Below are 26,966 nucleotides of genomic sequence, written 5' to 3'. Positions count from 1 at the left end.
CCTGGGTGGTGGCTGGGACGGCTTATCTTCTGGGGTGTGGCGGTCGAGGTGGAGGTGCCGCTCTCCGGTGGGGAAGTGACGGAGGGCGTTGTGCGGGTCGGGGACACGGTGCGCCGGCCTCTGGGGGCGCATAGTCCTGCTGTGCACGGGTTGCTGCGGCATCTGGAGCGGGTCGGGTTCGAGGGGGCTCCTCGGGTGCTCGGGGTGGACGCGCAGGGCCGGGAGGTGCTCAGTTGGGTCGACGGGGAGGCGCCTGGAAGGCCCCTGCCGCAGTATGCGGTGACGGAGGAGGCCCTGAGGGGCGTGGCGTTGTTGTTGCGCAGGTATCACGAGGCGGTGGCGTCCTATGAGGCGCCGGTGGATGCGCCTTGGGACGCTCAGGCGTCGGCTCTGGACGGGGCGCCCGAGCTGGTGGGGCACTGTGATGTGACGCCGGAGAACGTGGTGTTCCGGGGCGGGGTGCCGGTGGGGTTGATCGATTTCGATCTGGCGCGGCCCACGACGCGGATGTACGACGTGGTGACGACGATGCGGCACTGGGCGCCGATCGCGGATCCCGGGGATCGGGACTGGCGGCTGGGCGGGGTGGACGTGGCGGAGCGGCTGCGGGTCTTCTGCGATGTCTACGGGCTGGATCGGGAGGGGCGGCGGGAGGTGCTGCCCGCGGCGCGGGTACGGTTCGAGCGGTCGTACGAGGCGATGCGGCTCAGGGCGGAGCAGGTGGGCGGTGCCTGGGCGCGGCTCTGGAGCGGTGGGGCGGGTGCCCGGATCCGCAGGGCGCAGGACTGGCTGGAGCGGAACTGGGATGAGCTTGATGCGCGGCTCGCGTGAGGGGTTGCTTCTGGGGGTCGCCCTGGATGTTGTTTTCGGGGATCCGCGCCGGGGGCATCCGGTGGCCGCTTTCGGCCAGGTGGCCGGGTGGTTGGAGCGGAGGATGTACGGGGATTCGCGGGCGCGGGGTGTGCTCTATACGGGGGTGCTCGTCGGGGGTGCTGCTGGGGTGGGGGTGCTGCTGGAGGCGGTGACGCGTCGTCCTGTGGCCAGGGTCGCGGTGACGGCGGCTGCTACGTGGGCTGTGTTGGGCGGTACCTCCCTGGGGAGGGAAGGGCGGGCCATGGCGCGTGCTCTTGAGGAGGGGGATCTCGAGGGCGCGAGGGGGCGGCTTTCGCATTTGTGTGCGCGGGATCCCTCGGGCCTGGACGAGGCGGAGTTGGCGCGGGCGACCGTGGAGTCCGTTGCGGAGAACACGTCTGATGCGGCGGTGGCCCCGCTGGTGTGGGGGCTTGTGGGGGGTGTTCCGGGGTTGCTGGCCTATCGGGCGGCCAACACGCTGGATGCGATGGTGGGTTACCGGAGTCCCCGGTACGAGAAGTTCGGCTGGGCGGCGGCACGGCTTGACGATGCGCTCAATTGGGTGCCCGCGAGGGTGACCGGGTTGTTGGTGGTGGCGTGTTCGGGGGGTAGGGCGTGGAGGGTTTTTAGGCGGGATGGCGCTTTGCATCCCAGTCCTAATGCAGGTCGGTGTGAGGCGGCCTTTGCGGGGGCTCTGGGGGTGCGTCTGGGGGGAGTCAATGCTTATGGGGGGCGTGTTGAGGCCCGGCCCGAGATGGGGGACGGGCGTGCCCCGGAGGTGGTCGATGTGCGCAGGGCGGTCCGGCTCTCGGCTGCGGTGACCCTTCTGGCCGGGGTCCTGGCGGGCGTGAAGCGGTGAGCGGGGCGCTGCTCGTCGCGGGGACGACCTCGGACGCCGGGAAGAGCGTCGTGACGGCGGGCCTGTGCCGCTGGCTGGCGCGTCAGGGCGTGAAGGTGGCGCCGTTCAAGGCCCAGAACATGTCGCTCAACTCGATGGTGACCGTGGACGGCGCCGAGATCGGCCGGGCGCAGTACATGCAGGCCCAGGCGGCGGGGGTGCAGCCGAGGGCGGAGATGAACCCGGTGCTGCTCAAGCCGGGGAGTGACCGGCGCAGCCAGGTGGTGGTGCTGGGACGGCCTGTGGCGGAGGTCGACGCCCTGGAGTACGGGGCGCACAAGGAGCGGCTCAGGGAGGTCGTGGCGGCGTCCATGGCGGAGCTGCGCGCGTCCTATGACGTGGTGGTCTGTGAGGGTGCGGGCAGTCCGGCGGAGATCAATCTGCGTGCCGGGGACATCGCCAACATGGGTCTGGCGCGGGCGGCGGATCTTCCCGTGGTCGTGGTGGGGGACATCGACCGGGGCGGGGTGTTCGCCTCCCTGTACGGGACGGTGGCGCTGCTGGAGGAGAAGGATCAGGCGCTGATCGCCGGCTTCGTGATCAACAAGTTCCGGGGCGCGGCGGAGCTGCTGGAGCCGGGCCTGGAGCGGCTGGAGGCGCTGACGGGGCGGCCCACGTTCGGGGTGCTGCCCTGGAAACTGGGCCTGTATCTGGATTCCGAGGACACGCTGGCCCTGGACGCGCCGAGGCCGGGCGCGGCGGCGCCGTACGGGCGGGAGTCGCTGCGCGTCGCGGTGGTGCGTTTCCCGCGGATCTCGAACTTCACCGACCTGGACGCGCTCAACTGCGAGCCGGGTGTGACGGTGCGGTACGCGGCGGGCCCAGGGGATCTGGTGGACGCGGATCTGGTGGTCCTGCCCGGGACGCGGGCGACGGTGGACGATCTGGCGTGGATGCGGGAGCGGGGCATCGCGGACGAGATCGTCCGGCGGGCGGAGCAGGGGCGGCCCGTGCTCGGTATCTGCGGCGGGTTCCAGATGCTGGCGCGGCACATCGACGACGAGTACGAGTCGGGCAAGGGCGGCGTCCAAGGGCTCGGGCTGCTTCCTGCGGACGTCGTGTTCCACGGCGAGAAGGTGCTGGGGCGGCCGGAGGGCAGGGCCTACGGGGAGCCGGTCAGCGCGTACGAGATCCACCACGGGATCGTCGCGGTGGACGGTGGTGAGCCGTTCCTGGACGGTTGCCGGGTGGGGGCCGTGTGGGGCACGACGTGGCACGGCGCGCTGGAGAACGACGGCTTCCGCAGGGCGTTCCTGGCCGATGTGGCGCGGGGGGCGGGGCGCGATTTCACCCCGGCGCCGGACGTGTCGTTCCAGGCGCTGCGCGAGGAGACCCTCGACGCACTGGGCGACCTGGTCGAGGAGCATCTCGACACCGCGGCGATCTGGCGGCTGATCGAGCACGGCGCCCCCGCGGGTCTCCCGGTCCTTCCTCCGGGCGCCTAGTTTCCGGCGTTCGGGGGTTTCTCGCCGAACTGCCAGCCGGCCCGGAGCTGCTCCTTGATCGGCGGGTACTCGTTGAGGGACTTGAACTCCTGTTTCGCCAGCCCGTTGGTCTCGGCCACGTTGGCGAGGACGCCGAAGCCGATGACGTCCAGCACGATCAGGATGATGCCGACGGCGACGGCGCCCGACATCATCAGGATGACCGCCAGGGCGAGCACCGCGAGGTTGACGCCGCAGCCGATGCCCCACACCTTGCCGGTGCGGCTCTTCTGCGCCTGCACGCACTGGGCGCAGCGCGGCACCCGCACCGACATCTTCCGCCACGTGGTCTGGACCTGCCGGGCGTTGTAGCCGTAGGGGACCACCTGGCGGTTGACGTCGCCGTACATCGGCTGCTCGTAGATCGACGCCTCGTCCGGCTTGCGCTCCTTGCAGAACCAGCAGGTGGCGTAGACGAGGTTGTCGCGGACGGTGTCGAGGTTCTTCTGGACGTGGGTGCGGTTGGCCTCGGTGGCGGAGATGGCCAGGGCGCGTTCGAGCGGCGCGGAGGCGTCCTGCCAGCCGTCGGTCTTGTTCACGTACATGACCACGCAGCGCATGGCGTGGGCGGCGATCTCGTCGCGGATGCCGAGCAGCAGCGAGTCGTCGGACGGCAGGACCGCCCGCAGGGCGGCCAGGAGGGGTTCGGCCTGGTCGAGGAGGCGTCCGGCCTCCTCGGCGCCGCGGGTGGGGTCAGCGGCGACCCGTTCGGCGGCGGACTTGCCCATGGCGCGGAGCCGGGCGGTGTCGGCGCCGGACGCGTCGCGCAGGGCGGCGCCGACGGCCCGTTCGGCGAAGCCGGCGCGGGACATCTGGTCGACGTGGGCGCGGGCCTGGGCGTGGCCGCCGTCGCGGGCGACGTCGACGACCAGGCGGGCGCTGATGGACAGCAGCGCGGCGGGCAGGCGCTCGCGCAGCTCCTCGGCGGAGCCGGGGCCGAGCCGGGGGTCGTCGGCCTCGCGGACGCGGGCGGCGACCAGGTCCCAGAACGCGTCGTTGCCGAGGACCGCCCGCCAGTTCCGCAGGGCCTTGGTCCACAGTTCGTCGCCGGCGGGGTCGAGGCCGCCGGCGTCCAGCGCGCGGGCGTGGGCCAGGACGGCCAGGTTGTGCGCGGCGACGGCGGTGGCGCGGCCGGGGCCGGGGTTGGTCCACAGCTCCTCGGCCCGGGCGATGTCGCCCGCGCGCAGCGCCTCCAGAGCCTCGTCCCGGACGCCTTTGGACGCGGCGTTGTGCGAGGGCCAGAACCAGAACAGCTCGGCCTCGATGCGGCGCAGCGGGTCGCGGAGCCGCTGGACGGCCTCCTGCGCGGTCTCCAGATCGGGGGGCGGGTCGAGGGGCAGCGGCGTGGAGCCGGAGCCGGGCCCGGCCCCGATCTTCGCCTTGATCTGGAGTTCCTCGGTGCGCCGCCGGATGTCGCGGGCGCCGGCGTCGATGGACAGCCCGGCGACGCGGAACGGGTTCTCCCGGTACAGCTCGGGGCCGACGCGGGTGAAGAAGGCCGCCTTGGCGGTGGTCATCGCGCACCCGCCGCGGAGACGCGCAGGCTGACCGTGCGGTTGCGGGCGTCGCCCGAGTCCTGGCCCGGGTAGGGCGGCAGCATGCCCGCGAGGGTGGACACCGTGAACCGGGACGTGGGGATCCGGGCAGAGGAGCGCAGCACCTCGCGGACGACGGTGGCGCGGACCGTGCCGAGCTCGACGTTGCTGGCGTACTCGCCGCCGGGCCGGACGGCGCTGCGGTCGGTGTGGCCGATCACGGCGACGGTGATCCGGCTGTTGTACGGCCGCAGCCGCTCGCCGAGGCCGTCGAGGACGGCCCGGCCCTGCCGGGAGAGGGTGGCGCCGTCGCGGAACAGGCCGCGGTCGAACGTGACCGCGATCTCGCCGGGCCGCCGCTGGACGCGCACGCCGGGGCCGTCGAGCCGGAGCCCGGCCAGTACGTCCTCAGTGGACGGCGCAGGCGCGGGCGCGGGCGGGGCGGGTGCGGCCGCGGACGGGTTCGCCGCCGGTTCGGGCCGGGGACCGCCGTCGGCCCACAGGTCGGCCAGCATCACGAAGGCGAGCAGCGCCACCACCGCAGCCGCGGCCCGCAAAGCGAACCGCGCCGTAAGGGTACGGCCGGTGAACCCGCCCGTGGCGGCGCGCGCGCGGACGGCGGCTATGCGGCGCCGTCCCTCGGCGGCGCCGCGGTGGCCGGGGGCGAGTTCGGCGACCTCGGCCCAGCAGCGGTCGGCCTCGTCCAGATGGCCCTGCTGCGCGTGGATGCGGGCCTTGAGGTCGAGCGCGGCCACGTCCCGGCCGCCCTCGTTCCAGGGGCCGTCCAGCAGCTCCTCGGCCTCGGCGTAACGGCCGGCCCGGGCCAGCTCCCTGGCCTGGGCCAGCACCACCTCGCGCACCGCGAGCTCCGGCTCGGGCTCCGGCGCCGGTGTCGGCGCGGGTACAGGCGTGGACATGGGCAGGGACGGCCTTCCGGGAGCGGGCCCGGCCGCTGACGGCTTCGCGGACGCGGACGTGGGCGCGGGCATCGGCGGACCGCCCCTCACCGGCTGCGCCGGACGGTGCTGAACGGGTCGGGCGGGGGCGGCGGCGACGGCAGCAGCTCGCCGAGCGCGGCGTTGACCTGCCGCAGCGTGCCGACGTCGTTGGTCTCCACCGCGCGCCGCCCGGTCGCCAGCAGTTGCTCGGCCTCGCGCTGGTCGCGCATCTCCGGCTGGAGGGTGCGCAGCTCCTCGAAGGCGAGGAAGGCCAGGTCGCCGGACTCGTCCAGGACGCGCAGGGCCAGTTGCCGCAGCTCGGCGACGCGCTGCCGCAGCAGGTCGGCGTCGTGCGCGGCGATGGCCTCCTGGACCGCCTCCTCGGCGGCCTCCAGCGGCGCCTGGTGGGACGCCTTGCCGCGGTCGCGGACGATGTCGCGCACCGCCGGGACGAGCTCGCGGGCCTCCTGGACCAGCGCCGGCCACTCCAGCTCGTCCTCGACCTCGTCGGTCGCGGCCCGCAGGTCGCGCAGCCGGTTCTCGGCCGTGATGGACGCGCCCGGGTCGACGCGGGCGGCGTCGACCAGCTTGTCGAGGTCGGCCACGGTGTTCTCGTTGTCGATCCTGGCCAGCACCTGCTCGGCGCGCGGGTCGGCGAACTCCGACGCGCGCCGCCGGACCTGCGCGAGCCGCTGCTTCTCGGCGGCGACGTCGCGGGCCAGCCGGTCGGGGTCGGGGGCGGTCTCGCTCTGGAGGTTGATCGCGTGCTCGAACTCCTCGTCCAGCAGCGGGATGTAGGCGCGCGCGGTGACCAGCCGGGATTCGTCGATGAGGAGGGTGAGGTCGACCTCGCTGCCCTCCGGCACGTCCCGGCGGATCTGCTCGGGGATGACCTCCAGCCGGCCGATCTGCCGGTTGCGGTCGGCGCGGTGGTGCTCGCCCTCGACCACCGGGATCCGGATCATGCCCTCGCCTTCGCCGCGGCTGACCCCGATCGTGGTGCGCAGCACGATCCGGCGCCGCGCCGGCAGCGGCGTGCCCTTCTTCAGCAGCCACTCGACCTCGTTGTCGGCGAGCCCGATCCCGACCGAGTGGATCAGCGGCGGCTGGGTCTCCACGACCCCGACCGTGTAGGTCAGCGTGCCGGGGGTGATCGGCTTGAGCGCCCCGGTCGGGTCGCCGAACTCGATCTGGAAGGTGTTGGCGCGGCCCTTCTCGGCCCACAGCGTGGCGGTGAACGTGCCGTCGGGCCCCAGCGGGATCCGCCCGCTGCGCCATGCCGGCTTGCCCTTGTACTCGGGGTTGACGAACTCGACCGTGCAGCCGTCGGTGGCGCCGCCGGTGACCTTGCCGCCGATGAACGGCTCGATGTCGGGCCCGACCGGGCGGTACTCCAGCTCGATCGCGTACTCGCCGGCGGTCGGCGGGGGCGCGGCGGTGATCGTGTCGACCCGCTGGGTGCCGGCGAAGATCGCGGCGCCGCGGGCGACCGCGGTGATCGGGTCCTGGCTGTGGTCGAGCGGGATGCCCAGCCCCTCGCGCGGGTCGGCGAGCCGCCGCCGCAGGTACGGCGTCAGCGTCGGGCCGCCGACCAGCAGCGCCTTCTGGATGTCGCCGGGGCCGAGGCGGCTCTCCTCCAGCGCCTTGCGGCACAGGTTGACCGACCGGACGATGAACGGCTCCATCAGCCGCTCCACGTCGGCGCGCAGCAGGTCGTACTCGAACTCGACCAGCTGCCCGGAGTCGTCCTGCAGTTCGACGAGGATGCTCGTCGACTCGGCGCTGGACACCTGGATCTTGGCGGCCTCCGCGGCCAGCTTCAGCTTGTTGATCGCCGCGGACCACTTCGGGTTGCCGCGGCGCAGGTCGGTGAACTGGAACTCCCGCGCCACCGCCGGGACGAGCAGCTCCTCGACGATCGCCCAGTCGATCAGCTTGCCGCCGAGGAAGTTGTCGCCGCGGTGGTCGACGACGGTGAACTCGCCGTCCCGCACGCTGATCACGGCGGCGTCGAAGGTGCCGCCGCCGAAGTCGTACACCAGCCAGAACGCGTTCTCGTCATCGGTCTGGAAGCCGTAGGCCAGCGCCGCCGCGGTGGGCTCCTGCAGCAGCGGGGCGTGCGTCAGCCCGGCCAGCCCGGCGGCGCGCCGGGTCGCGTCGCAGGCGCTCAGGTCGAACGCGGCCGGGACGGTGATGACCGCCGCGGTGATCTCCTCGCCGGTGCGCTTGGCGACGTCCTGCCGCAGCGAGCGCAGCACCTCGGCCGACAGCTCCTCGGGCTCCATCGAGCGGCCGGTGGCCTCGAACACCTTGGGCTTCCCGGTGGTGCCCATCAGGCCCTTGAACTCCAGGCAGGTGTTGCCGGAGTCGCTCTCACCGCGCTGCTTGGCCGCCTGGCCCACGATGAGCCGGCCGCGGCGGTCGACCATCACCGCCGAGGGGGTGGTGTCGGAACTGAGGTCGTTCTTGACGATCTCGGCTTCCACGCCGTTGAGCCTGGCGATCGCGCTGTTGGTGGTGCCGAGGTCGATACCGAAGTCGATCGTGGTCCTGGTCATGTCGTGCGCGTTTCCTCCGTCGTGCCCGCTGCGGGCGCCTCGGGTGGGGGGTCGGGCGTTCCGACGATCACCTCGGCCATCTGGATCGAGTGGTCGCCCAGGTAGACGCCCGGCCGCACGGTCTCGATGATCTGCTCGCGGTGCAGGCCGGGGGTGGGCTGGTAGGCCACCACGGACATCGCCAGCCCGACGTCGAAGGGTTCGCCCGTGTGGTCCTTGATCTCGACTCCGGCGTCGGTGAGCGCGTCCCAGGCGGTCTCCAGGTGCCGGACGACGGCGCGCGGGGCGTCGTCCATCCGGTCCACCCGGGTGCGCAGCCGCCACAGGCTGGTGGCCACGTCGGCGAGGGAGCGCCCGGAGAGGCCACCGGGGCCGGTGTCGTCGTCGTCGTCCGCCGCCGCGCCGCCGGGCGCCGGGACGGGAAGGTCGGTGACCGTGTCGGCGGGGACGGTGTCCGCGCCTGCGACGGTGGCCGGGCCGGACCGTACGGCCGTGTCCGGCGGGGCGTCGGCCCTGTCGAGGGCCGCCGCCGCGGCTTCGGCCCGGGCGGCCTCGGCCCGGGCGGCCTCGGCCCGGGCGAGTTCGGTGAGAGCGGTGAGGGCGTCCGCGGGCCACGCGGACGCGTGGATTCTGAATTCCCGGGGATGCCGCCACTGCCGGAGTGCGGCCCCGGCTCCCGACACAACGCGCCCCATCCCCGTGAGTTCCTCCCGATCTTGTTCGATGCGAAGGTGATTTTCCCGCCGTTCAAGCGGGAATGTCCAGGGCGTTGTTCCTTGCGTTCGCGCAGCGCACGGGGCCCACTGGAGGGCCGGTGCGGCAGGGGCCGCGGAGCCCGCCGGAGGGTCCGGCCCGGAAACGCCCGCCTTCCTCCCGTTATCTTGATCGGCCCGTGCGGCCGCCGGTCGCCGGTCCGGAGCGGAAATCGGGGAGTGCCGATTGGTTCGGTTCGCGGCCTGTCCGGATCCGGCCACAATTCGCGGAAAAAGGCGCGGCGGAGCCGGACCATTGGCCGTCTCTTATTTCCCTTATGTTTCTTCTGTCTGATTAACGAGGTTTGGACGCCCGGACGGCCTAACGGATCAGGCCCTGCCTGCGCATCCAGTCGCGGGCCACGAACACCGGGTCCTCGCCGCCCACGTCCACCCGGCTGTTGAGATCGCGCAGCACCGCCGTGGACAGCTTCGGGCTGATCTGGGCGAACAGCGCGGTCAGCTCGGGATGCCTGCGCAGCACCGGCTCCCGCACCACCACGGCGGGGTTGTAGTTGGGGAAGAACCTCTTGTCGTCGGTCAGCGGCTGCAGGTCGAGCGCCTGGATCCGGCCGTCGGTCTCGTAGGCCTCCCCGAACACGCAGCTGCCCCGCACGGTGGCGTTGTAGATCACGCCCGCGGCCATCTGCCGCACGTTGCCCGCCGGGACGCTCGACCCGTACGCCAGCCCGTACCGCTGGAACATCCCGCGCATGCCGTCGTTGCGCGAGAAGAACTCCGACTCGACGCAGAACGTCCGCTGCCCGGCCGGGACCTTGGCCATGTCGTTCAGCGACCGCAGCCCGTACTTCCGCTGGGAGTCCCGCGTGACCACCATCGTGTAGGTGTTGTTGCCCGGGGACGGCGGCGCCAGCCAGGCGATCTTGTTGCGCTTCATGTCCAGGTCGCGGACGGCCTCGAACTGCTCGCGCGGGTCGGGGATCGGGTTCTCCTGGCCCAGGTAGTTGATCCAGCCGGTGCCGGTGTACTCCCAGGCCAGGTCGTTCTCGCCGGTGGTCACCGACTTGCGGGAGGTGACGCTGCCCTGGACGTTGGTGTGGTCGACCACGTCGGCGCCCGCGGCGGTGAGCGCCAGCACGGCGATCTTCCCCAGGATCAGCTGCTCGGTGAACTCCTTGGAGGTCACCCGGATCGTGGAGTCCTTGAACGAGGGGATCGGCCGGATGCTCCCGGGCTCGACGTCCGGCACGAACGCCGACGCCGGCTTCAGCCCGCAGCCCGCCAGCGTGAGGAGCGCGACGCAGGCCAGCAAGGCCGCCAGCGGCCCCCTCCCGGGTACCGGTTCGTGCGTACGGCGGTGGGGGCGCATCAGAGTCCCTTCGGCGACAGGAAGCGGGTGGCGATCCCGCCCAGCCAGTCGATGAGCAGGGCCAGCAGGGCCATCAGGACGCAGCCGGTGAGCAGCACCGGGGTCCGCTGGGTGGTGACGCCCGTGGTCACCAGGTCGCCCAGCCCGCCGCCGCTGATGAACGAGGCGATCGCCGCCGTCCCGACCATCAGGATCAGCGTCGTGCGGATCCCGGCCAGGATGACGGGCACGGCTAGCGGCAGCTCGACCCGCCCCAGCACGGCCGCCGACGACATCCCGATGCCGCGGCCCGCGTCCACGAGCGTCGGATCGACCTGCTGCAGGCCGACCATGGTGTTGCGCAGCGCGGGCAGCACCCCGTACGCGACCAGCGCCACGATCGCCGTCCAGAACCCGACGCCCCACAGCACCGCCAGCAGCACGACCATGCCGATGGACGGGGCGGACTGCCCGATGTTGGCGACGGCCAGCACCACCGGCGTGGCCGGGCGCGCCCAGCGGCGGCTCAGCAGCACCCCCGCCGGCACCGCGATGACCAGCACCAGCAGCGTGGCCACGGCGGTCAGCTCGATGTGCTCCCAGGTCTTCTGCGCGACGTAGCCCGGGGCCAGGCTGCGGGACTCGATGCTGTCGAGGTCGGCGTTCGCCACGTACAGCAGCCAGCCCGCGCCGACCAGCAGGATGAGCAGCGGCTCCAGCAGGGCCCGCCAGGAACGTCCGGCGGTGGGCGCGTGCAGCGCCGACGCGGCGTCGCCGGGCGCGAGCTCGGCGGCGCGCGGCGCGTCGGGCGGCGCGGGCCTGGCGGCGGTGGCCGTGGGGCCGGACGGTTCGCTCACGTGCCCGCCGCCTCCTGCTCCTGCCGGGGATCCTTCCGCCGCGTGCGGGTGCGCTCCTTCATCTCCTTGATGGCGTTCTGGAGCGTGCCGAGGGTGACGGTGCCGCGGTAGACGCCGCGCGCCCCCACGACCGGCACCCAGTCCTGCTCGATCTGGATCAGCGCCTCCAGCGCCTGCTGGAGGGTCAGCCGGCCGCGGATGGGCGCGGCGGTGGCCTCGCCGCGGTCGCCGATGGGACCGGACGCGCCCTCCAGATCCTCCTGGGTGATCCAGCGCAGCGGGCGGTGCCGCTCGTCCAGGACGATGCCGAAATCGCCGTCCTCCCAGGCGCCGATGCGGGCGCGGACGGTGTCGGCGTCCTCGTCCGGGGTCGCCTCGGGCACCTGGTACAGCGGCACGTCGGCGACCCGGCCGAACTTCAGCAGCTTCATGGCCTGGCCGCCGCCGAGGAACTGCTCCACGTACTCGCCGGCCGGGTTCAGCAGGATCTCCTGCGGCGTGCCGTACTGGGCGATCTGCGAGCCCTCGCGCAGGATCGCGATCCGGTCGCCCAGCTTCAGCGCCTCGTCCACGTCGTGGGTGACGAACACGATCGTCTTGCCGAGCTCCTCCTGGAGCTGGAGCAGCTCGTCCTGGAGGCGCTCGCGGGTGATCGGGTCGAGGGCGCCGAACGGCTCGTCCATCAGCATCGCGGGCGGGTCGGCGGCCAGCGCGCGGGCGACGCCGACCCGCTGCTGCTGGCCGCCCGACAGCTCGCGCGGGTAGCGGTCGCGGTAGACGGCGGGGTCGAGGGCGACCAGGCGCAGCAGCTCGTCCACCCGGTCGGCGATCTTCTGCTTGTCCCAGCCGAGCATCTGCGGGACCAGGCCCACGTTGGTGCCGACGGTCATGTGCGGGAACAGCCCGGCGTTCTGGATCACGTAGCCGATCTGGCGGCGCAGCTCGGTCGGGTCCAGGCTCATGGCGTCCTTGCCGGCCACGATGATCTTGCCCGAGGTGGGCTCGATCAGCCGGTTGATCAGCCGCATGGTGGTGGTCTTGCCGCTGCCGGACGGGCCCAGCAGCACCACGATCTCCCCGGCCGGGACGGTGAGCGTGATGTCGTCCACCGCGGGCGTCTCCTGGCCCGGGAAGCGTTTGGTGACGTTGATCAGCTGGATCCCGCCGTTGGCGGACTCGCTGACGGGTTCGGCGGCGGGTTCGGTGGCGGGTTCGGCGGGGCCCGGCGGGCCGGACGGGTCGGCGGTGTTGTCGGACGTGTCACGCACGGATGCCTCGCGAGGTGGTCAGGCGGCCGATCAGCAGGTAGCAGCCGTCGAAGAGCAGGGCCAGGAGGATGATGAGGAGCGTTCCAGCCAGCGTCATGTTGACGGCGTTGGCGCCGCCGAGCCGGCCCAGCCCGGAGAAGATCTGCTCGCCCAGCCCGGGCCCGGAGACGTAGGCGGCGATGGCGCCGACGCCCATGGCCAGCTGGGTGGAGACCCGCACCCCGGTCAGGATCACCGGCCAGGCCAGCGGCAGCTCCACCTTCAGCAGGATCGCGCGGCGGCTCATCCCGATGCCGCGGGCGGCGTCGACCAGCGTGGGGTCCACGCCGTTCAGGCCGACGATGGTGTTGCGCACGATCGGCAGCAGCGAGTAGAGCGTGAGCGCGACCACGCTGGGCGCCACGCCCAGGCCCAGCGGGGTGATGAGCAGCCCCAGCAGGGCCAGCGACGGGATGGTGAAGATCACTCCCGCGCCGCCGGTGGCGAAACCGGCCCAGCCCGGCCTCCGGTAGACCGCCAGGCCGATGAGCAGCCCGAGGACCAGCGCGGCCAGCACGCACTGGAAGACCATGCTGGCGTGCTGCCAGGTCTCGAAGAACAGCAGTTCGCGACGGCTGCTCAGATATTCCCAGAAGTTCACGATCCCTCCGGGTTCTTCGGTACCCCGGGTCGTGGGATCGCTCACCTCACGGCTTGATCACGATCCCATGAGCCTCATCAGTCACATCGGCCCCAGCGGTTACGGAACGGCGCGTGGCGCGGCGGTGGCGGGGCGTACGGCCGGAGGGCGCCGATCCCGGTAGTGTGATCCGCTCCGGAACCTCACCGGCCCCAGGAGGAACGTCCCGTGACCGAGCCGCGGACCAGTCTCATCGTCCCGCTGATGAAGGCCCGGGTACCGGCCGAAGTGCAGCTGGAGTTCCCGCTGCCCCCCGAGGAGGAGCCGATCCGCGACCCGTTCGCGGGCGACCTGTACATCACCTACGCGCTGGAGCTGTCCGGGGAGTCCGCGGCGGCCGAGGCGCTGCGGCCGGAGCCGGGCGGGCGCCGGTACGAGCACGTCGCCCGGCGGCACTGCGCGGAACTCGGGCTCGCCCCGGAGGAACTGCGCCGCCTGGCCACCGTCAACCTGCGCAACCTCCGTCCCGACCTGCGGATGAGCTGGTACCCCGACGCGCGCGCGGTGACGGTGTCGCTGGGGGAGGGCGGGCTGGAGGCGGGCCTGCTGCTGGACGACGGCTTCCTGGAGAAGCTCGCCCAGGACGTGGAGGGCGACCTGGTGGTGGCGACGCCCGGCCGGGACGTGTTCGTCGCGTCCGGCACCGGGCACCCCGACGGGGTCGACAAGCTGCGCTGGGCCGTCGAGCGGGTCTGGTCGGAGGACCAGGGCGACGGCGACCCGGACCCCGCCTGGAACGTCCCCGCCGGCCATCTGCTCACCCGCGAGCTCCGTGTGTGGCGCGAGGGCGTCTGGTCACCCCTCGGGGCCTGACCGGCTCACCGTTCCCTGCCGGGCAAGGTCGATCGCTGACCGGGTGGTCGTGCTCGCCGGCGGCCGCGCGCCGATCCACGATGCGACGCGGGCGCTCCGGGCGGGTACCGTGCACGAGATCACCAGGTGAGAGAGCGGTCGAACAGGAGGCGGGACATGGGCGGCATTGACGCGTTCACCGATGAGCGGGCGGTCCCCGGTCCCGTGTGGAGGGCGGTCGGCGACCCTCTGGTGCGCGGCGCCGGGGACGGGCCGCTCGCCGGGGTCCGCGTCGCGGTCAAGGACCTGTACGCGATCGCCGGGCAGCGGATCGGCGCGGGCAACCCCGACTGGCTGGCCGACGCTCCGGTCGAGGAGCGCAACGCGTGGGCCGTCCAGGCACTCCTTGACGCGGGCGCGGACATCACCGGGATCGCCCAGACCGACGAGCTCGCGTTCAGCCTGAACGGCACCAACAAGCACTACGGCACCCCGCCCAACCCCGCCGCGCCCGGCCGTATCACCGGCGGCTCCAGCAACGGGCCCGCCTCGGCCGTGGCGCTGGGCCTCGCCGACCTCGGGCTGGGCACCGACACGGCGGGGTCGGTGCGGGTGCCGTCCTCGCACTGCGGCCTGTACGGGCTGCGCACCACGCACGACCTGGTGTCCCGGGACGGGCTGCAGGCGCTGGCGGCCTCCTACGACACGGTCGGATGGTTCGCGCGGGACGCGGAACTGCTGGACCGGGCCGGGGACGTGCTTCTCCCGCCGGGCGAGCCGAAGCCGGTCGAGGGTTTCCTGGTGGCCGAGGACGTGCTGGCGCTGGCCGAGCCCGCGACGCGCGCGACGTTCGAGACGGAGTGCGCCGCACTCGGTCAGGACCGGCCGATCCGGCGCGTGGAGTCGCTGATGGGCGGGCGGCTGGAGGCGTGGTTCCCCGCGTTCCGGGCCGTGCAGGCGGCCGAGGCGTGGAAGCGGCACGGGGCGTGGATCGAGGCGCATCCGGGCTCGCTCGGCCAGGGTGTGATGGCGCGGTTCGCCGCCGGTCGCGACCTGGACCCGGCCGACCGCGACGCCGCGCAGAAGATCGTGGACGAGGCGCGCGAGACGCTGTGCGCCGCCGTGCCGCCCGGCACCGTGCTGCTCCTGCCCGCCGCGACCGCGCCCGCGCCCCCGGTGGACCTGGAACCGGCGGTCATGGAGGCCTACCGGGCCAGGACGCTGCGGCTCACCTGCCTGTCGTCGATCGCCGGGCTGCCCGCCGCCGTGCGCCCGATGCCCCCGGTCGACGGCCTGCCGGTCGGCCTGTGCGCCATCGGCGCCCGCGGCACCGACCGCGCCCTGCTCCGCCTCCTCAAGGAAGTCAGACCTTCAGGCTGAGCTTCTCCAGGGCCTCGACCAGCGGGGTCAGTTCGGGCAGGCCGGCGGCCTCGGCGAGGGCGTCGTCCAGGGCCTCGTTGTGCGTGGGGGCGGCCTTCTCCAGCAGGGCCCGCCCCTCCTCGGTGGCCTCGGCGTAGATGCCGCGCCGGTCCTCCTCCGACAGCACGCGGGTGAGGAGACCGCGCTTCTCCAGGCGGGTGACCAGCCGGGTGGTGGCGCTCTGGCTGAGCACCAGGATCGTCGCGAGCTGCTGCATGCGCGTGTGGCGGCCGTTGGGGCCGGCCAGGTGGTGCAGGACGCAGAACTCGTTCACGCTCAGGTCGTGCCGCTCCTGCAGGGCGCGCTCGATCTTCTCCTCGATGCGGGCCTGCAGCGCGGCCAGCGTCCGCCACCCCTGGGCGCGCGCCTCGACGGCGGCGCGTGACATGGCTCACCCCTCTCCTGTTTGCCTTCGCAGCTACTTGCGTGCTGAGATAGCAGGCGTCTGCAAGTATCCCGCGTGTGCAACTAATGCTCACGCTCTCTATCGGCGTCTGCCGCCCACCTTACCCGCGAGGAGACCGTCATGCCGCTCGCGCTCCTGGCGCTGGCCCTCGGGGCCTTCGGCATCGGCACCACCGAGTTCGTCATCGCCGGCCTGCTGCCCGAACTGGCCGCCGACTTCGGCACCTCCATCCCCGTCGCCGGCCTGCTCGTCTCCGGCTACGCCCTCGGCGTCGTCATCGGAGCCCCGCTGGTCACCGCCGCCGGGGCCCGGCTGCCCCGCAAGACCATGCTCGTCGGCCTCATGATCCTGTTCGTCGCCGCGCACTTCCTCTCCGCCCTCGCCCCCTCCTACGGCGCCCTCATGACCGGACGCGTCATCGCCTCCTTCGCGCACGGCGCCTACATCGGCCTCGGCGCCGTCGTCGCCGCCGACCTGGTCCGCCCGGAACGCCGCGCCAGCGCGATCGCCCTCATGTTCATGGGCCTGTCGCTGTCCAACGTGCTCGGCGTCCCGCTGGGCACCTTCGTCGGCCAGCACTTCGGCTGGCGCGCCACGTTCTGGGTCGTCACCGCCATCGGCGTGGCCGCGCTCATCGGCATCGCCGCCCTCGTCCCGCGCGGCGAACGGCCCCGGACCGGCCTGCGCCACGAACTGGCCGCCTTCCGCAGCGGACAGGTCTGGCTCGCCCTCGCCATGACCGCGCTCGGCTGGGCGCCCGTGCTGGGCGTCGTCACCTACGTCGCCCCGCTCCTCACCGAGGTCACCGGCTACTCCGGCGCCGCGGTGCCCTGGGTGATGGTGCTGCTCGGCGTCGGGATGCTGGTCGGCGGCCCGATCGGCGGCCGGTACGCCGACCGCGCCCTGATGCCCAGCGTGTACGCGCTGCTCGCCGCCCTCATCGCCGTCTCCGCCGTGCTGCTGCTCGCCGCCCACAACCGCGTCACGGTCGTGATCGCCCTGACCGTCTTCGGCGTCGTCGCGTCCGCCACGATCCCGCCGCTGCAGACCCGCGTCCTGGACAAGGCCGCCGGCGCCCAGGCCCTCGCCTCGGCCGCCAACGTCGCCGCGTTCAACCTCGGCAACACCGTCGGCCCCTTCCTGGCCGGTCTCGCGATCAGCGCGGGATTCGGCTTCACCTCCCCGCTGTGGGTGGCCGCCCTCCTGGGAACCGCCGGCCTGGCCGTGGCCCTCCTGTCCGGCGCCCTGGAGAGATCACCCGTGCCCGAAAATTCCGATGCGGACGCCCGAGACGTCCGCATACAGTTCCGCGCATGATCTCGACCGAACAACTGCTGGGCTTCTCCGCGATGGCGCTGGCCATCATCGTGATCCCGGGGCCCACCGTCCTGTTCGTGGTCGGCCGCGCCCTGGCCCACGGCCGCCGGACGGCGATGACCAGCGTCGCCGGCAACGAACTCGGGGCCCTGCTCATGACCGTCCTGGTGGCGCTCGGCATCGGCTCCATCGTGGAACGCTCGATCCTGGTCTTCACGGCCCTCAAGCTGATCGGCGCCGCGTACATCATCTACCTGGGCGTCCAGGCCTTCCGAAACCGCCGCTCCCTGGAGGGCGCCATGGACGAACTGGACGCCGGGCAGCGCAGGGGCAGCGCCCGCGAGCTGTGGCAGGGCTTCGTCGTCGGCGCGACCAACCCCAAGACGATCGTCTTCTTCGCCGCCGTCCTCCCGCAGTTCGTCGAGCGCGGCAACGGCCACGTCCCGCTCCAGATGATGATCTTCGGCCTGGTGTTCTGCCTGATCGCCCTGCTGTGCGACAGCGTCTGGGGCCTGACCGCCGCGGCCGCCCGCTCCTGGTTCGCCCGCTCCCCGCACCGCCTCGCCGCCGTGGGCGGCACCGGCGGCCTCATGATGATCGGCCTGGGCCTCACCGTCGCCACCACCGGCCGCAAGGACTGACCCTCAACCCTCGAGCGCAGCGGCCACCCGGAAATCAACCCGGACATCGCGATAGACGACCCGCGCCTCGACCCGTCCAGGCAGATTGACCCGATCGCTCCCGGACGCCGATTCCCCCGCAGGCTCCGCCCAATGCTCGACCCGAGTCCAAGGCTCCCGACGAAAGACCAGCTCTTCCGCCTCCACAGAAGCGCCGATCTCAACATCGGGCCGCTCCAGCTTCCCCATGGGAACCTCCCTCCGTTTGGTGGATCCGAACACCATGCCCGATCGTCTCAAGGCAATGCCGACGCTGCTCTTGTCCCCGCGCTACACCGCCGATTCCCGCACGCTCCGTACCGCCGCAGGCGTGGCCGGTTGGGGCGTGGAACGGCTGGGCGGCTGGCGTGCTCCCGGACGGCTGCGGGACCGCGACGTGGTCCTGTACGGGGAGCCGCTGTTCGTCGAGGTCATCGCCGCACAACTCGGCCGCGCGATGCTGGACGCCCCCGCCGACTGGCTCCCGAACCTCCCCGAACACCACCGGAAACGCCGGATCGAAACAACCACCCTGGGAGAGGCCCGAACCCGGAAAGGCCCGGCCTTCGTCAAACCGGCCGACGGACGCAAGGGCTTCGAAGGCGCCGTCTACACGAACGGCGCAGGCCTCCCGGATGCCCGTCCTGATGACACTCCCGTCCTGGTGGCCGACCCGGTGACCTGGGAGGTCGAGTTCCGCTGCTTCGTCCTCGAGGGCCAGGTGGCCACGCTCTCGCCCTACCTTCGTGAAGGCGAACTCGCGCAAACCGACGACGGCCACTGGCCGGCCTCTCCGGCCGAGCTCTCGCAGGCACAGGACTACGTGGCCGAACTCCTGGCCGAGATCGACGTCCCCCCGGCGATCGTCATCGACGTCGGCCGGATCGATGGGCACGGCTGGGCGGTCGTCGAGGCCAACAGCGCCTGGGGCGCGGGCGTATACGGCTGCGACCCGACGCGCGTCCTCGACGTCCTGGCCCGAGCCTGCGTCCCTCGCGCCAGCCTCACCCCGAACGACACCCGCTGGGCCACCGACCCCGTAGAACTGGACGACCGCTGATCAGGAGCGTTTCACAAGTCGTAACGCCCACCCTTGATGCGCTGATTGAGCGACCGCCAGGCAGCCCCACTGAGCACAAACTTCGGCCCGCCGGGGTCCTTGGAGTCACGCACGGCCACGGCCCCGGGCAGGGAGACCGCCTCCACGCAGTTGTACTCCGCGCTGTAGCTGGACTTGCGCCACGTGACCAGCGAGATGTCCAAGGGATTTCACCTCTCGTAGGCGACGGCGATCGACTCGATGAGTTCAAGTGAGCCGGACGAGCAGCCGTGGCGACGCTCGGCTACCTCTAGTGCCGCCACACTGCTGGTCGTCAAGAAGCGGGCCGCGACTTAGGAGTCGTAGCGGCCGTTCTTGATGCGTTGGTTGAGTGATCGCCAAGCGTTGCCGGTGAGGAGAAGCTTCGGCCCGGCGGGGTCCTTGGAGTCACGTACGGCGATTCCTCCGCCGCCGTGGTGGGCCACTTCAACACAGTCGCCTGTGTCGCCGGTGTAGGTGCTCTTCCGCCAAGCGCCTGCGGTGGGCGAGGAGAGTGTGCACGAGCCGTCCCGTTCGAGACTCAAACCGTTCAGATCTCCTTACTGACAGCAGCGATCAGCCGTGCCGACCTCCCGGTCGGCAGGGCGGATGCCCTCAAATGGTTGTATGAGGACCTATAGTGTCCCACCTCTTCTGGAAGTTCCAGGTAGATGCCGCCGGTGAGATTTTCAATGTGAACAACCTCGGGCAAGCCGGTTCCCGCGAAGGTCAGGATGCTGAACGGGCTGTACATGCCGGTCGTGGCATCGGCCGTGAAGGGGAGGACCTGCACGGTGACGTTGGGCAGCTCGGAGATCTCCAGCAGGTGCCGAAGCTGCCCCTGCATCACCGCGATTCCACCGATCTGCTGCCGTAGAGCGGCTTCGCCGACGATCGCCCAAAGGTGAACGGGCGTGGCTCGCGTGAGGATGTCTTGGCGAGCGGTGCGGATCTCTACGAAGCGTTCTACCTCCTCTTTTGATTGCTGCATCCGGCTGGCGCCTATGACGGCCATGGCGTACGCGCGGGTCTGCAGGAGCCCGGGCAGGAGTTGCGGTTGGTAGACGTCGATCTCATCGGCTGTGCCCTCAAGGCTGAGCAGGTCGGCGAACGGGTGACTCAACTCCCCGCCGTATGCCCGCCACCACCCGCGTTCGCGCAGGCTCTTCGCGAGCTTGATGAGTGTCGTGCGTTCGTCTGCGTCGGTGACGCCGTACAGGTCAAGTAGATCTTGGACGTCACCCCAGTGTGCGCGGATCAGTCCGTTCTCTATCCGGCTGACCTTTGAGGCTGGCCAGCCGAGCTGTTGAGCGACTTCGTCGCCGGTCAGGTCAGCGTTCTTACGTGCTCTGAGTAGGGCGTCCCCGAGCCATTTGCTCCGGATCGTCCGTCCTGCGGGTGCCATCCGCCCTCCCTGTGTGGCGAGCAATATTTCACTTGAAGAAGCTTGCTCATTTGGTGATCTTCCGTCATTGTGGCAGAGGTCTCTTCACTGTGTGTCTGGTTCTGGCGACGCAAAGTCATGATCGAGGTGAATCGGATGTGGGTATCAGTGGCTCGGCAGCAGGGATATGTGGACGCATCTCCCTGGGCCGTGCGGGTCTGGCGTCTGCCATCAGGGCGGGCGGAGCACCGGGCGCGGGTGATCGTCCGGGATCTTCTCTGCCGTGCGGGCGTCGCGCCGGAGCGGGTGGCCGACTCCGAGCTGGTCGCGGCCGAACTCGCCGCCAACGGGGTACGGCACGCCGAGCCGCCGTACGAACTGCGCGTGCTGTTCGCCGGTACGGACCGCCGGCCGGTCTGGTGCGAGCTGGCCGATGCGGACCCCTTCTTCGGGCGCGTGCCCGAGCTGCTGCGCGAGCCGTCCGTCACGCCCGAGCCGGACGGGGACCTGGACGCCGTCATCGCGGCCCTCAGCCTCGGAGGGCGGGGCCTTTCCCTGGTAAGCGGCCTGACCGGCGGCCACTGCGCCATCTACTCGACGAGGACGTGCAGCCGACCGGGCCTGGGGAAGGCGGTCGGCTTCGCCCTGCCCGGCGCGTGACGGAGACCCGCTCTGTTCCTGGTGCGGCGGTCCGAGATCGTGATCTGGGCATCGGCGGGCCACTGGGCGGCGTGGAGGATGTCGACCTGGGAGTCCCGGCTCGGATCTCCGGAGGCCGCCTCGCGGAACGCGTCAGGCGGTGTCGTGCTTGGCCCCGGTCACCTAGGGAAGAGTGCGACGGCCGGCGGGAGCGCGGAATACCCTCACGGGGTATAGGTTTATATGGGGGACGAGAGAGGAGGTCGGCCATGCACCACGGCGCGAATCCGCCGACGGACCAGGAGAAGCAGCAGGTGCCCGGCTCGGGCAAGGACCGCGGCGTCGCCGTTCTCGACGTGAGCGGTCTGAACTGGGCGTCGGAGCAGAACGTCGTCACCTCCGTGCTGGGCCGCCGTCCAGGAGTGCTGGAAGTCGAGGCCAATCCCGTCTCCCAGACCGCCACGGTCGTGTTCGACCCGGCGCGTACGTCGCTGGCGGAACTGCGACGGTGGGTGACCGAGTGCGGTTATCACTGCGCCGGGCAGTCGGTGCCCTCCCACATCTGCGATCCGATGGCCGAACCGGACCCGCCCGCGGCCGAGGCGGTGGAGGCCCGGTCGCCGCACGAGGCGATGGGGCACGGCGGGCACGGGGCGATGTCGATGGCGGCGATGGTCGCCGACATGCGCAACCGGTTCCTGGTGGCGTTGCTGTTCTCCATCCCGATCGTGATCTGGTCGCCGATCGGAGAGGAGGTGCTCGGCCTGGACGTCCCGACCCCGTTCGGGCTCCGCCAGGACGTGTGGGCGCTGCTGCTGAGCCTGCCGGTGATCTTCTACTCGTCCTGGATCTTCTTCGACGGTGCCGTCCGCGCGCTGCGGGCCCGCACGCTGGACATGATGGTGCTGGTCGCCGTCGCGGTCGGGGCCGGCTGGCTGTACTCACTGGTGATCACCCTCACCGGAGGCGGCGAGGTGTTCTACGAGGCGGCCACCGTGCTGGCGGCGTTCGTGCTGCTGGGGCACTGGTTCGAGATGCGGGCCCGGGGCGGCGCCAACGACGCCGTCCGCGCCCTGCTCGACCTCGCGCCGCCCAGGGCCGTGGTCATCCGCGGCGGCGAGCCGGTCGAGGTGCCCACCGCCGAGGTCGCGGCCGGGGACCTGCTGCTGGTGCGGCCGGGTACCAAGATCGCCGTGGACGGGGTGGTCGAGGACGGGGACAGCGAGGTCGACGAGTCGATGGTCACCGGCGAGAGCCTGCCGGTGCGCAAGGCGCCCGGTGACACGGTCATCGGGGCGACCATCAACGCCAACGGCACCCTGCGCGTGCGCGCCACCAAGGTCGGCGCCGACAGCGCCCTGGCGCAGATCGTCAAGCTCGTCCAGCAGGCGCAGAACTCCAAGGCCCCCGGCCAGCGGCTCGCCGACCGGGCGGCGTTCTGGCTGGTGTTCGTCGCCCTCATCGGCGGTGCCGCGACGCTGGCGACCTGGCTGCTGACCGGCAGCGCCTTCTCCACCGCGATGCTCTTCGCCATCACGGTGGTCGTCATCACCTGCCCGGACGCCCTCGGCCTGGCCACCCCGACCGCGATCATGGTCGGCACCGGGCTGGGCGCCAAGCGCGGCGTGCTGTTCAAGAACGCCATGGCCCTGGAGACCTCCGCCCGCGTCCAGACCGTCGTGATGGACAAGACCGGCACGCTCACCAAGGGCGAACCCGAGGTGACCGACGTCGTCACCGACGGGCTGGAGGAGACCGAGTTGCTCCGGCTCGTCTCCGCCGTGGAACGCGAATCCGAGCATCCCCTCGCGCAGGCCATCGTCGCCTACGCCGCCGGACGCGGGCTGGACGCCGTCCGGGCCGAGCGTTTCGAGAACGTCCCCGGGCACGGTGCCATCGCCGAGGTCGGCGGGCGGCGCGTCCTGGTCGGCAACCGCCGCCTGCTCGAACGCGAGGGCGTCGATCTCGGCCCGCTGGCCGCCCGCCGCGACGAGCTGGCCGCCACCGGACGCACCGCCGTGATCGCCGCGATCGACGGCCGTGCGGCTGCTCTGATCGGCGTCGCCGACGCCCCGCGCGAGACCTCCGAGGCGGCCGTCGCCGCGCTGCACGACCTGGGCGTCCAGGTCGTCATGCTGACCGGCGACAACCGGGCAACCGCCGAGCGCATCGCCGCGAGGCTGGGCATCGACACCGTGATCGCCGAGGTGCTGCCCGGTGACAAGGCGGCCAAGATCGCCGAGCTGCAGCGCGACGGACGCAAGGTCGCCATGGTCGGCGACGGCGTCAACGACGCGCCCGCGCTGGCCCAGGCCGACCTGGGCATCGCCATCGGCGCCGGAACCGACGTGGCCATCGAGACCGCCGACGTGGTGCTCATGCGCTCCGACCCGCTGGATGTGCCCACCGCCCTGCGCGTCGGCCGCGGAACGCTGCGCAAGATGCGGCAGAACCTCGGCTGGGCGATCGGCTACAACGCCATCGCGCTGCCCATCGCCGCCGGGGTCTTCGAACCCGGCCTCGGCCTCGTCCTGCGCCCCGAGATCGCCGCGCTGTCGATGTCCGGTTCCAGCCTGATCGTCGCCGTCAACGCCCTCGCCCTGAGGCGACTGCGCCTGCCCGCCGGCTGAATCGTCGCGCTGGGGGCCGGCAGGTCAGGGGACTTCGGCGGCGATGTCCGAGCGGCCTGCTGGAGGCTCCTGCGATGGCCGGTTCGTCGGGGAGGGAGACCACCGCGATCGCGGCGATGGTGCCGCGAGTGTAGCCGTTGCGGCGGGCCTCGGTGACCTCGGGGCGCTCGCCGGGCCGGGTCTCCGGTCGGATGCTCGCGCGGCAGGCCGCGGTCGATCGCACCGAGGTGATGATCCCGGCCGCCACACCGTGTTGAGCGTCGGCGACGACGTGAGGGCGACGCGGTTGTCGGCGTCCCCTGCTCCGGCATCCGTTCGTCGACGTGCTGTTCTCGATCCTGGAACGGGAGACGGTCGCGCTCTTTGAGGACCCGGTGTACCGGTGCTGGAAGGGCGTCTGATCAACGGGACGAGCGGGCGTTGATGCCCAGGCCGTGGAAGGTGATGTAGTACTCGTCGCCCTCGGGGGTCTCGTTCTGGGTGCCGTGCATGATCTTCAGGTCTTCCGGGGAGGCCACGCCTGCGGCACGGGCGGTGGCCACGGCTGTCGCGGCGAGGGCGGCCCCGTCCACGTGGCCGATGGCGCCGCCGATGAGGCGCCATTCGGGGTAGTCGAACCATGGGTCGTCCCCTTCGAGGGGCCCGGGGATCCAGCCGAGGGCGGGGAAGTCGGCGGAGCCGGCGCCGCCGATCAGGAGCCGATCCTCGTGGGGGTAGATGTCGAGGAGAAGCCCTCCGTGGATGGCGGGGACGAGAGGTAGGCCGAGGGCGCGCTGCTCCGCTGAGACGGTCGAGAGCCAGGCGGCGAAGGCGCGTTCGAAGACGTCCCAGTCCTTCGCCTTCCAGGGGGTGGGGCTGGAGTCGTCCGGCTGGAGGTGGGCTATGAAACCGTCCCGTCCCTGGTGCTTCGGCCAGTTGTCGGTGAGGACCAGTTCCGGGCCGCTGGCGCCGGCGCGTAGTTCGATGCTCTGGGGCCAGAGCAGGTAGGGGTTTCCCCAGGTGTTGGGTGCTCCGTGGCTTCCGATGGTGGAGGCGGGGCCTAGCGCCTTTCTGAGGACTTGGGCCGCGCGCCGGAAGCAGTCCGCCTGTGCCAGGGCGGACGGGTCGGCGGTTCCGACCGGGACGGCGAGTTCTCCGTCCAGGAAGCGCGCGTCGGCGGTGCCCCGGTTCCGCAGGGCGTCGGGGCTCCAGTCCCCGGGGGATGAGTCGCGCAGCCGCAGGGCCAGGTCCGCCAGTTGGTCGTCCGGGACGATGTGGATCTCCATCCGCGGGATGATAGAGGGGATCAGGTTTCACGCCAGGCGAGCTTGATGAGGCGGTTCTTGGCGTCCTCGGCGACCTCGGCGTCGGCGACGACGCGAAGGCGCCAGGGGCGGCGGCCGTCCTGGAACGCGAGACCGTAACGCTTCTGAAGGACCCGGTATATCGGTGCTGGCAGCACGTTGAGGGCTGACCAGGGGTCCTGCGCGATGCACGCCACGACCATATGCCGGGGACAAGATCATCTATTGAAAAGATTCCACCGTTTGAGGGGATTCTCGGCCCTTCTTGTCCAGTATGCGAGGTTGCGGCGGGTTCGCAGGGTGTCGGGGTCGTCGGGGCCGAGTACCCGTTCATAGTGCGGGAGCAACTCCGCGTGCAGGTCGCGTGCGGTCGCCGCGTCCCCGGCCTTCCCCGTCCAGTGGGCGAGGTTGAGGCGGGTGCCCAGGGTGTGGGGGTGGTCGGGGCCGAGTATTCGTTCGCGATCGGGGAGGAGTCGGGCGAGCAGGTCGCGTGCGGTCGCCGCATTCCCGGCCTCCCCCGTCCAGTCGGCGAGGCCGAGGCGGACGTCCAGGGTGTCGGGGTGGTCGGGGCCGAGTACTCGTTCGCGATCGGGGAGGAGCCGGGCGAGCAGGTCGCGTGCGGCCGCCGCGTCCCCGGCCTCCCCCGTCCAGTCGGCGAGGTTGAGGCGGGTTTGCAGGGTGTGGGGGTGGTCGGGGCCGAGTACTCGTTCGCGATCGGGGAGCAGCTTGGCGTGCAGGTCGCGTGCGGCCGCCGCGTCCCCGGCCTTCCCCGTCCAGTCGGCGAGGTTGTGGCGGGTTTGCAGGGTGCTGGGGTGGTCGGGGCCCTGGACTCGTTCGCGATCGGGGAGCAGCTTGGTGTCCAGGTCGCGTGCGGCTGCCGCATTCCCGGCCTTCCCCGTCCAGAGGGCGAGGTCGTGACGGTTGCCCAGGGTGTCGGGGTGGTCGGGGCCGAGCACCCGTTCGCGATCTGGGAGGAGTTGGGCAAGCCGGTCGCGTGCGCCTGCCGCATTCCCGGCATCCCCCATACAGCCGGCGAGGTTGTGGCGGGTGTTCAGGGTGTGGGGGTGGTCGGGGCCGAGTACTCGTTCGCGATCGGGGAGGAGTCGGGCGAGCAGGTCGCGTGCGGCCGCCGGATTCCCGGCCGCCCACGTCGAGAGGGCGAGGTTGTGGCGGGTGTTCAGGGTGTCGGGGTGGTCGGGGCCGAGTACTCGTTCGTGATCTGGGAGGAGTCGGGCGTACAGGTCGCGTGCGGCCGCCTCGTCGCCGGCTTCCCTCGTCCAGTGGGCGAGGTCGTCGAGAGTGTTCAGAGTGTGGGGGTGGTCGGGGCCTTGCAGTCGTTCGCGGTCGGTGAGGAGCTGGGCGTGCAGGTCGCGTGCAGCCGCGGCATCACCGGCCTTGCCCGTCCACTTGGCGAGGCCGTGGCGGATGTTGAGGGTGTCGGGGTGGTCGGAGCCCTGCAGTCGTTCGCGATCGGTCAGGAGCCGGGCGAACAGGTCACGTGCAGCCACCGCGTCCCCGGCCTCCCCCGTCCATTGGGCGAGGCCGTGGCGGGTGTACAGAGTGTGGGGGTGGTCTGAGCCCTGCACCCGTTCGCGATCGGTGAGGAGCTGGGCGAACAGGTCGCGTGCGGCCACCGCATCCCCAGCCGCCCCTATCCATTGGGCGAGGTGGTAGCGAGTGTCCAGAGTGTCGGGGTGGTCGCGGCCGAGCACCCGTTCATAGCTCGGGAGCAACTCGATGAGCAGGTCGCGTGCGGCCGCCGCGTCCCCGGCCTCCCCCGTCCATTGGGCGAGGATGTGGCGGGTGTGCAGGGTGTCGGGGTGATCGTCACCCAGTACTCGAACACAGTCGGTCAGCAGATTCTGCAGGGCGGTGACGGCGGTGTCGTAGCGGCCCGCCCGGCCCTCCCTCTCGGCTTGGTCGGCGCGTGCTCGCAGGGCCTCGAGGCGGTCGGGGTGGTGCGGGTCGGTGCGCCGGCGCCACAGGTCGTGCAGGCGGGCGGCCACGGCGGCGGCGTCGGGGGGCCGCTGGTCGGGCTCCTTGGCCAGCAGCTTCCGCAGGTACTCCTCCAGTTGGGGAGGGGTGTCGGGGCGCAGCGTGCGGGCCGGGGGCGGGGGTGCGGCCAGGTGCTGGGTGACCACCGCGCGGGCGTCGTCGCCGGTGAAGACGTGGCGGCCGGTCAGCAACTGGAACACGGTGGCGCCGAGGGCGTACAGGTCGGCGCGGTGG

General features: G+C 71.8%; 26 protein-coding genes. 10 read left to right on the top strand and 16 right to left on the bottom strand.

Annotation, left to right across the window (positions count from 1 at the left end; translation table 11 throughout):
• The first annotated feature begins 141 nt into the window (after positions 1–141).
• From ACFPZN_RS34165 to ACFPZN_RS34155, 3 genes are read left to right on the top strand one after another with little or no spacing between them, the layout of a single operon-like run.
• A complete protein-coding gene (locus ACFPZN_RS34165) occupies positions 142–831 on the top strand; it encodes a phosphotransferase (RefSeq protein WP_378286448.1) in 690 nt (229 codons plus the stop codon).
• Positions 815–1,711 carry a cobalamin biosynthesis protein gene (locus ACFPZN_RS34160; RefSeq protein ID WP_378286487.1) on the top strand — a complete coding sequence of 299 codons (897 nt, stop codon included), beginning with the start codon at positions 815–817 and terminating at the stop codon, positions 1,709–1,711. The genes ACFPZN_RS34165 and ACFPZN_RS34160 overlap by 17 nt, the downstream gene beginning before the upstream one ends.
• A complete protein-coding gene (locus ACFPZN_RS34155; protein WP_378286447.1) occupies positions 1,708–3,195 on the top strand; it encodes a cobyric acid synthase in 1,488 nt (495 codons plus the stop codon). The genes ACFPZN_RS34160 and ACFPZN_RS34155 overlap by 4 nt, the downstream gene beginning before the upstream one ends.
• Here the strand turns inward: ACFPZN_RS34155 and ACFPZN_RS34150 are convergent.
• From ACFPZN_RS34150 to ACFPZN_RS34115, 8 genes are all read right to left on the bottom strand, one after another.
• Positions 3,192–4,751, bottom strand: coding sequence for a hypothetical protein (locus ACFPZN_RS34150; RefSeq protein WP_378286445.1), 1,560 nt, complete (start codon positions 4,749–4,751; stop codon positions 3,192–3,194). The genes ACFPZN_RS34155 and ACFPZN_RS34150 overlap by 4 nt on opposite strands.
• Positions 4,748–5,686 (bottom strand): hypothetical protein, encoded by a 939-nt coding sequence (locus ACFPZN_RS34145; protein WP_378286444.1) that lies wholly within the window; start codon positions 5,684–5,686, stop codon positions 4,748–4,750. Before ACFPZN_RS34145 ends, ACFPZN_RS34150 begins: the two co-directional genes overlap by 4 nt.
• Before the next feature lie 86 nt (positions 5,687–5,772).
• Entirely contained in the window at positions 5,773–8,265 is a 2,493-nt protein-coding gene (locus ACFPZN_RS34140; RefSeq protein ID WP_378286443.1) for an Hsp70 family protein, read from the bottom strand.
• Positions 8,262–8,960 (bottom strand): nucleotide exchange factor GrpE, encoded by a 699-nt coding sequence (locus ACFPZN_RS34135; RefSeq protein ID WP_378286442.1) that lies wholly within the window; start codon positions 8,958–8,960, stop codon positions 8,262–8,264. Before ACFPZN_RS34135 ends, ACFPZN_RS34140 begins: the two co-directional genes overlap by 4 nt.
• Before the next feature lie 379 nt (positions 8,961–9,339).
• Positions 9,340–10,347: a glycine betaine ABC transporter substrate-binding protein gene (locus ACFPZN_RS34130; protein WP_378286441.1), complete on the bottom strand. Its 1,008-nt coding sequence runs from the start codon at positions 10,345–10,347 to the stop codon at positions 9,340–9,342.
• The gene (locus ACFPZN_RS34125; RefSeq protein ID WP_378286440.1) at positions 10,347–11,183 is read right to left on the bottom strand and encodes an ABC transporter permease; all 837 of its coding nucleotides are present in this window, start codon (positions 11,181–11,183) and stop codon (positions 10,347–10,349) included. The genes ACFPZN_RS34130 and ACFPZN_RS34125 overlap by 1 nt, the downstream gene beginning before the upstream one ends.
• Positions 11,180–12,451: an ABC transporter ATP-binding protein gene (locus tag ACFPZN_RS34120; protein ID WP_378286439.1), complete on the bottom strand. Its 1,272-nt coding sequence runs from the start codon at positions 12,449–12,451 to the stop codon at positions 11,180–11,182. Before ACFPZN_RS34120 ends, ACFPZN_RS34125 begins: the two co-directional genes overlap by 4 nt.
• Entirely contained in the window at positions 12,444–13,091 is a 648-nt protein-coding gene (locus ACFPZN_RS34115; protein ID WP_378286438.1) for an ABC transporter permease, read from the bottom strand. Before ACFPZN_RS34115 ends, ACFPZN_RS34120 begins: the two co-directional genes overlap by 8 nt.
• 207 nt (positions 13,092–13,298) lie before the next feature.
• Here ACFPZN_RS34115 and ACFPZN_RS34110 point away from each other — a divergent pair, with 207 nt between their 5' ends.
• Positions 13,299–13,943 carry a DUF1444 family protein gene (locus ACFPZN_RS34110; protein ID WP_378286437.1) on the top strand — a complete coding sequence of 215 codons (645 nt, stop codon included), beginning with the start codon at positions 13,299–13,301 and terminating at the stop codon, positions 13,941–13,943.
• A gap of 156 nt (positions 13,944–14,099) precedes the next feature.
• Complete coding sequence (locus ACFPZN_RS34105) at positions 14,100–15,302, top strand: amidase (protein WP_378286436.1); 1,203 nt, start codon at positions 14,100–14,102, stop codon at positions 15,300–15,302.
• Here the strand turns inward: ACFPZN_RS34105 and ACFPZN_RS34100 are convergent.
• Complete coding sequence (locus ACFPZN_RS34100) at positions 15,286–15,729, bottom strand: MarR family winged helix-turn-helix transcriptional regulator (RefSeq protein WP_378286435.1); 444 nt, start codon at positions 15,727–15,729, stop codon at positions 15,286–15,288. The two genes, ACFPZN_RS34105 and ACFPZN_RS34100, sit on opposite strands and share 17 nt — an antisense overlap.
• Before the next feature lie 138 nt (positions 15,730–15,867).
• Here ACFPZN_RS34100 and ACFPZN_RS34095 point away from each other — a divergent pair, with 138 nt between their 5' ends.
• Positions 15,868–17,064 (top strand): MFS transporter, encoded by a 1,197-nt coding sequence (locus ACFPZN_RS34095; protein ID WP_378286434.1) that lies wholly within the window; start codon positions 15,868–15,870, stop codon positions 17,062–17,064.
• Positions 17,061–17,705, top strand: coding sequence for a LysE family translocator (locus ACFPZN_RS34090; protein ID WP_378286433.1), 645 nt, complete (start codon positions 17,061–17,063; stop codon positions 17,703–17,705). Before ACFPZN_RS34095 ends, ACFPZN_RS34090 begins: the two co-directional genes overlap by 4 nt.
• A 3-nt stretch (positions 17,706–17,708) precedes the next feature.
• Here the strand turns inward: ACFPZN_RS34090 and ACFPZN_RS34085 are convergent, their stop codons facing one another.
• Complete coding sequence (locus ACFPZN_RS34085) at positions 17,709–17,933, bottom strand: hypothetical protein (protein WP_378286432.1); 225 nt, start codon at positions 17,931–17,933, stop codon at positions 17,709–17,711.
• Positions 17,934–17,967: 34 nt separating this feature from the next.
• Here ACFPZN_RS34085 and ACFPZN_RS34080 point away from each other — a divergent pair, with 34 nt between their 5' ends.
• Positions 17,968–18,783: an ATP-grasp domain-containing protein gene (locus ACFPZN_RS34080; RefSeq protein ID WP_378286431.1), complete on the top strand. Its 816-nt coding sequence runs from the start codon at positions 17,968–17,970 to the stop codon at positions 18,781–18,783.
• 11 nt (positions 18,784–18,794) lie between these two features.
• Here ACFPZN_RS34080 and ACFPZN_RS34075 read toward each other — a convergent pair whose 3' ends face one another.
• The 3 genes from ACFPZN_RS34075 to ACFPZN_RS34065 form a co-directional block, all read right to left on the bottom strand.
• Entirely contained in the window at positions 18,795–18,986 is a 192-nt protein-coding gene (locus ACFPZN_RS34075; protein ID WP_378286430.1) for a DUF397 domain-containing protein, read from the bottom strand.
• A 129-nt stretch (positions 18,987–19,115) separates the two neighbouring features.
• Positions 19,116–19,346: a DUF397 domain-containing protein gene (locus tag ACFPZN_RS34070; RefSeq protein WP_378286429.1), complete on the bottom strand. Its 231-nt coding sequence runs from the start codon at positions 19,344–19,346 to the stop codon at positions 19,116–19,118.
• A 5-nt stretch (positions 19,347–19,351) separates the two neighbouring features.
• The gene (locus ACFPZN_RS34065; protein ID WP_378286428.1) at positions 19,352–20,206 is read right to left on the bottom strand and encodes a helix-turn-helix domain-containing protein; all 855 of its coding nucleotides are present in this window, start codon (positions 20,204–20,206) and stop codon (positions 19,352–19,354) included.
• Between the two features lie 168 nt (positions 20,207–20,374).
• On the opposite strand from ACFPZN_RS34065, the gene ACFPZN_RS34060 reads away from it, so the two are divergent.
• Positions 20,375–20,845 carry an ATP-binding protein gene (locus ACFPZN_RS34060; RefSeq protein ID WP_378286427.1) on the top strand — a complete coding sequence of 157 codons (471 nt, stop codon included), beginning with the start codon at positions 20,375–20,377 and terminating at the stop codon, positions 20,843–20,845.
• A 248-nt stretch (positions 20,846–21,093) separates the two neighbouring features.
• Positions 21,094–23,454: a heavy metal translocating P-type ATPase gene (locus ACFPZN_RS34055; RefSeq protein ID WP_378286426.1), complete on the top strand. Its 2,361-nt coding sequence runs from the start codon at positions 21,094–21,096 to the stop codon at positions 23,452–23,454.
• 401 nt (positions 23,455–23,855) lie between these two features.
• Here the strand turns inward: ACFPZN_RS34055 and ACFPZN_RS34050 are convergent, their stop codons facing one another.
• The 3 genes from ACFPZN_RS34050 to ACFPZN_RS34040 form a co-directional block, all read right to left on the bottom strand.
• Entirely contained in the window at positions 23,856–24,719 is an 864-nt protein-coding gene (locus tag ACFPZN_RS34050; RefSeq protein WP_378286425.1) for a hypothetical protein, read from the bottom strand.
• Between the two features lie 20 nt (positions 24,720–24,739).
• The gene (locus ACFPZN_RS34045) at positions 24,740–24,934 is read right to left on the bottom strand and encodes a hypothetical protein (RefSeq protein WP_378286423.1); all 195 of its coding nucleotides are present in this window, start codon (positions 24,932–24,934) and stop codon (positions 24,740–24,742) included.
• Positions 24,935–24,955: 21 nt separating this feature from the next.
• Positions 24,956–26,966 (bottom strand): tetratricopeptide repeat protein (locus ACFPZN_RS34040; RefSeq protein WP_378286422.1); only part of this gene is annotated, 2,011 nt, incomplete at its 5' end.

Origin of the sequence: Actinomadura rugatobispora (assembly GCF_042656285.1) — a bacterium.
In the GTDB taxonomy this organism is placed as follows: domain Bacteria; phylum Actinomycetota; class Actinomycetes; order Streptosporangiales; family Streptosporangiaceae; genus Spirillospora; species Spirillospora rugatobispora.
This window is presented reverse-complemented; position numbering and strand designations above follow the sequence as displayed.

Coding starts and splice junctions, on each gene's coding strand:
- ACFPZN_RS34095 (WP_378286434.1), top strand. CDS start 15,868: ATGCCGCTCGCGCTCCTGGCGCTGGCCCTCGGGGCCTTCGGCATCGGC.
- ACFPZN_RS34135 (WP_378286442.1), bottom strand. CDS start 8,960: ATGGGGCGCGTTGTGTCGGGAGCCGGGGCCGCACTCCGGCAGTGGCGG.
- ACFPZN_RS34105 (WP_378286436.1), top strand. CDS start 14,100: ATGGGCGGCATTGACGCGTTCACCGATGAGCGGGCGGTCCCCGGTCCC.
- ACFPZN_RS34085 (WP_378286432.1), bottom strand. CDS start 17,933: ATGGGGAAGCTGGAGCGGCCCGATGTTGAGATCGGCGCTTCTGTGGAG.
- ACFPZN_RS34050 (WP_378286425.1), bottom strand. CDS start 24,719: ATGGAGATCCACATCGTCCCGGACGACCAACTGGCGGACCTGGCCCTG.
- ACFPZN_RS34090 (WP_378286433.1), top strand. CDS start 17,061: ATGATCTCGACCGAACAACTGCTGGGCTTCTCCGCGATGGCGCTGGCC.
- ACFPZN_RS34145 (WP_378286444.1), bottom strand. CDS start 5,686: ATGTCCACGCCTGTACCCGCGCCGACACCGGCGCCGGAGCCCGAGCCG.
- ACFPZN_RS34065 (WP_378286428.1), bottom strand. CDS start 20,206: ATGGCACCCGCAGGACGGACGATCCGGAGCAAATGGCTCGGGGACGCC.
- ACFPZN_RS34160 (WP_378286487.1), top strand. CDS start 815: ATGCGCGGCTCGCGTGAGGGGTTGCTTCTGGGGGTCGCCCTGGATGTT.
- ACFPZN_RS34140 (WP_378286443.1), bottom strand. CDS start 8,265: ATGACCAGGACCACGATCGACTTCGGTATCGACCTCGGCACCACCAAC.
- ACFPZN_RS34100 (WP_378286435.1), bottom strand. CDS start 15,729: ATGTCACGCGCCGCCGTCGAGGCGCGCGCCCAGGGGTGGCGGACGCTG.
- ACFPZN_RS34080 (WP_378286431.1), top strand. CDS start 17,968: ATGCCCGATCGTCTCAAGGCAATGCCGACGCTGCTCTTGTCCCCGCGC.
- ACFPZN_RS34055 (WP_378286426.1), top strand. CDS start 21,094: ATGCACCACGGCGCGAATCCGCCGACGGACCAGGAGAAGCAGCAGGTG.
- ACFPZN_RS34130 (WP_378286441.1), bottom strand. CDS start 10,347: ATGCGCCCCCACCGCCGTACGCACGAACCGGTACCCGGGAGGGGGCCG.
- ACFPZN_RS34150 (WP_378286445.1), bottom strand. CDS start 4,751: ATGACCACCGCCAAGGCGGCCTTCTTCACCCGCGTCGGCCCCGAGCTG.